4 protein-coding genes are annotated in these 4,341 nt (G+C 35.2%); 1 reads left to right on the forward strand and 3 read right to left on the reverse strand.

Annotated features, from left to right (window positions below; all coding sequences use genetic code 11):
• Positions 1 to 626: 626 nt before the first annotated feature.
• The 3 genes from ACIQYG_RS26725 to ACIQYG_RS26735 all read right to left on the reverse strand — a co-directional run bounded on the left by ACIQYG_RS26725 (position 627) and on the right by ACIQYG_RS26735 (position 3,540).
• Complete coding sequence (locus tag ACIQYG_RS26725) at positions 627 to 1,265, reverse strand: hypothetical protein (RefSeq protein WP_402844576.1); 639 nt, start codon at positions 1,263 to 1,265, stop codon at positions 627 to 629.
• Positions 1,266 to 2,016: 751 nt separating this feature from the next.
• Positions 2,017 to 2,628 (reverse strand): hypothetical protein, encoded by a 612-nt coding sequence (locus tag ACIQYG_RS26730; protein WP_402844578.1) that lies wholly within the window; start codon positions 2,626 to 2,628, stop codon positions 2,017 to 2,019.
• Between the two features lie 456 nt (positions 2,629 to 3,084).
• Positions 3,085 to 3,540 carry a GNAT family N-acetyltransferase gene (locus tag ACIQYG_RS26735; protein WP_402844581.1) on the reverse strand — a complete coding sequence of 152 codons (456 nt, stop codon included), beginning with the start codon at positions 3,538 to 3,540 and terminating at the stop codon, positions 3,085 to 3,087.
• Between the two features lie 226 nt (positions 3,541 to 3,766).
• On the opposite strand from ACIQYG_RS26735, the gene ACIQYG_RS26740 reads away from it, so the two are divergent.
• Entirely contained in the window at positions 3,767 to 4,111 is a 345-nt protein-coding gene (locus tag ACIQYG_RS26740) for a DUF6176 family protein (protein ID WP_402844584.1), read from the forward strand.
• The last annotated feature ends 230 nt before the right edge of the window (positions 4,112 to 4,341 follow it).

Consider the following 4,341-nt stretch of genomic DNA (forward strand, 5'->3'; position numbering starts at 1 on the left):
GATTGGACTCTATACTCGTATCTTACTGAGGGGCTCTATTTTTTTCAAACCTGATATTTAACGATCTACAGGAATGCTAACCTGCCCCGATAGTTAATTAAGGGTGACTTTTTCACTTTAAATTGAATGTAGATTATGTAAAAAATCGTACATTCAAATCGTGTAGCCAATTGGCGGCCACACCCTATAAGTTAAATAGTATGTAGATTATTTTGTGTTATCAAGAGATGTCTTCGCAGATACGATTTACGCTCCATTTCTACTCTTTTTTGATAAACAGCATACTCCCTTATTTTTTGTAAAATGAGCATTCTTGAAAAATCCACATATCCCCTAATTGCTTGTCCTATACAAGATAATTTTACAGACATATCTTGTTAAAGAGGACAAGGGGGCGTAGTATGGGCAATTCTTTTTTAACCACTATTGTCCATACTTTTCCAGTCCTTTACAATTTTTAAAGGAGGGATAGATATGGGCAATGGTGAAAATGGTGTAAACATTGGTTTGATCCTTGTGCTTTTCATCCTACTAGTGATTATCTTAGTAGGACTGTAAATAATAAGTAAACAAAGGGCAAGGAGCTGACTCTTTTTTTGGAGTCAGCTCTTTGCCCTTTTACATTGCTATTCTTTATTTTCATTCTTGCCTTCACTTTCGCCTACAGTTTTATAAAGGCTACGTACAACCGGTAAGATTTCTAATACTTTATCAATATCCAAATTATTAAGGAAGCTTAAAGGATTAGGTTGTGGAACTTGAGACATCGAATACATAGCAGGTCCCGTTTCTGTACCTTTATAAAAGCTAAGTGCAACCGGTAAGATTTTATCCAAATTTTCTGTACCTTTAAAAAATCTACGTACAACCGGTAAGATTTCTAATACTTTATCAATATCCAAATTATTAAGGAAGCTTAAAGAATTAGGTTGTGGAACTTGAGACATCGGATACATAGCAGGTCCCGTTTCTGTATCTTTAAAAAGGCTACGTACAATCGGTAAGAGGGTTAACATTGTGTCAGCATCAAGATTAGCAAGTATGTTTGAAGAATTTGTAGTAGGTACATTTTGTTGCATCGAAGAAATTGCAGTCCCCATTTTTTCCAGATTACTATTTAATAGCGTTATTTCATTTAAGACTTTATTCAATGTTTCTGTTGTCTCTCTTTGTAGTTCCAACATTTGAGTTTGTACTTCTTTTTTATCTCCCAAAACTTCTCCCCCTTTTGTTTTCGTTTCTTTACTTCCTTTTTCTTTGTCCATTAATGTTTCTTCTCCCGTCTTTTTCAAAATTTGATACAAAAAAGTAAATTCAGGTTGTCCACAATATATTATGTTTAACAACAGTGTGAAGTATAGACGAAGGTGTAATAACGTCTCAAAAAAGACACTAGCAATAGCTGTGTCTTTTTTTTTCCTTATTTTTTACTTAATCTGCTTCGTTACTTTAAAGCCGTCTGGTTCGGCAGCTTGACCTTCAATTCAAGCCTGCCCTGATAGTTAATTAAAAGTATTTGTTTGGTGCTTTTTACTTGAGGCCGAATGTATGATTTGTATAAGAATCATACGTTCAAAAGGCCGCCATTTGGCGGCCTTCTTATGGCGCTAACGCACCCGTTAGCCATCCATGAAGCGCAAAAATCAGCGCTTCACCACAGAGAATGAAAATTGGTCACTATGTCGATAATGTTTTAATGGCTGGCGAAGAAGGTCGTTGAACTATGGTGCCTTTGAGCCCATCCGTTAGTCTGACTCCGACGACCACGGTGTACCACCGACTGTCGCGCCCTTTATGGGTAGCACTCATGGGAGATTAATCCTTTTTTGGTCGTCGCGCTAGCCTCTACTTAATTTGCTATGATTGGAGGTTTTTGTTTAACGATTTACCAAACTCAATCAGATTACTCTTAAGGCTTGCCTTTTTTTAAAAAGCGTTTTTACTGGGTCTATTTTGTTGTGCTTTTTTCTGGATTTTGAGCTTTTTTAATTTTCATGGGAGTTTAAGTACATCACTTCACATTCCAAAATATTGACTTCTATCATTTCTCTTCACAATCACTAAATAAATAAAAATACTTACAATCATTAGACAAAAGGTAACATTTTGTGCAATACCAACGATGTCACTCCAGCTACTTGTACCATATACAAACAACTGCAAGATTAACCCTCCAAGTAAAATCAGTAGTACATAAGGTGTTTTTTTTATTAAAAACCCTACAATTCCACCAGAGATACCACCAATGGTTGACGCCCCATACCAGTTCACATATGAGATCGCCAGTTCTTTAAATGATATCGTTACTGTTACTGGTACATCTATATAAAAATATCTAATCACGAAATAAAACGTAATTGCAGTGATTGTATAAATGGCCCCAAGTAACGCAGCCTTCTTAATGTTCCTCGCAAATAAATAGCCAACAAGCATTGCTAAAATAAACCACATTGGTAATGAATTAATCATTACCGCAAAATACGAAATGACGAATTCAAGAACTGTTATACCGTCACCTAAAAACGTTAAATTATCAGAAATAACTGAAAAAATCGCAACAATTAAACCAACGATAAATGTAAAGGTAACAAACTTCCAATGCACTCTATATTCTTGGTTCTCCTTCAAAAAAGCACCTCCCTATTAATCCTTATGATTTCTAGGTGTATGTACTAAGTGGTTCATACACCTTATAGATGTACTATATCCATAATACACAAAACGTGTCAATATGGTTTAGAACAAATTCTTGTTTAAATAGTTACACTTTTAGTATGAAAATCCCCTAACCTGCCCCTTTAGCATAAGAAAAAGCTGCCTTAAAGACAGCTCCGATCTTCAGCTAACGCACCCGTTGTTTTAAACAGTAATTCTCTCAAAATATAAATATATTTTGTTCTTCCACGAACCTGCCCATTAGCCCAAGAAGCGACTACTCTTCTTGGGCAAACGTCCCCTTTCGAAAAACAATTCATATGCCGGAATCTTGTATGCTAACTTTTCAGGCAAATCAGACCCTAATAATAATCAAATATTAATACGCTTTGAATAACGTATTCAAAAAAACATAAAAACTACATAAAATTACTTAATTTCATAGTTCAGCCAAACTGCCTTTTGTGCCCCAATTTTGTCATATAACGATTGGGCAGTAAGATTATCATGTGCTGTTTCCCAAATCATATGAGAATAGTCATTCTCTCTAATATAAGTGACACAGGACTGAAGTAGTTTTTCACCAATTTTTTGTCCTCTTACATCAGGTTTTACAAATAGATCATGAAGGAAAGCCATTCGTTTCACTTCTAATGTATTAAAAGTAAAATATAAAGTGGAAAAACCAACTAAGTGATGCGGTTCCTTTTCTACAACAAACTGGATACCTTCATAGGGATTTTCAAGTAAATGATTGATCAATCTTTTGAGTGAATCATCACTTGGACGAGGACACTTGTAGAAATCAACGATGTATTGGTTCATTAATTCGAGAAGTTGTGGGACATCATGTTTTGCAGCAGTCCTAATATTTACTGTTTCCATATTATTTCTCCTCCCAATTTTAAACTTTTCAATATTAGGTCATGCAATTTTAATACCAAAAAATAACAGACACCTAAGATTAATTCATATGTTTGTTGAACTAAACTGCCCCGATAGTTCCATAAGACAAAGATGTACCAAAGCAACTCCCTTATTTCATCTGTTGAGTTAAAACCTGTTAAAATATGTAATGTAAGCAAGATAACTAATTAAATGGGGGAGAAATATGAATGTAGAACTAACAAGATTTAGAATTAAGGAAGGTAAATCGGAACGGGTAGATGAATGGTTAAAGTTTCTAAACGAAAATATGAATGATGTGCTGATAACCCTTGAAGCCGAAAAAATGTATGTTGAAACTATATTTAGAGAACGTCTAAATGGTGATGAGTTTTTATATTGGTACTCTGTCCAGGGTCCAGGCGGACAAGAAGTCCAGGAATCAGACCACTGGATAGATAAGAAGCATTTAGAGTATTGGAAAGAATGTATTGATGAAACATTCAGACCTGTTGATTTAAAAACGGAAGTAGTTATGGTTCCAGAAAATATAAGACAAAATATGAAATGACCTCTACTATTTGAGGTCTTTTTTTGCTCTTTTTGATATTTTGATACGCTGAAATAAGCAATTACCTCTCGTTTCTACACTCTACTTTTCTCTAAATTACACCCGTTCTTATGTAACTAACCTGCCCCGTTACTACCATAAATCGAGTAGGAGGAGGTGCCTAGCCTCCGACCTCTCACACCACCGTACATACCGTTCGGTATACGGCGGTTCAGTTTAAGTCTGACGTA

Source organism: Peribacillus sp. NPDC096622 (assembly GCF_044762665.1).
GTDB classification, from domain to species: domain Bacteria; phylum Bacillota; class Bacilli; order Bacillales; family DSM-1321; genus Peribacillus; species Peribacillus frigoritolerans_B.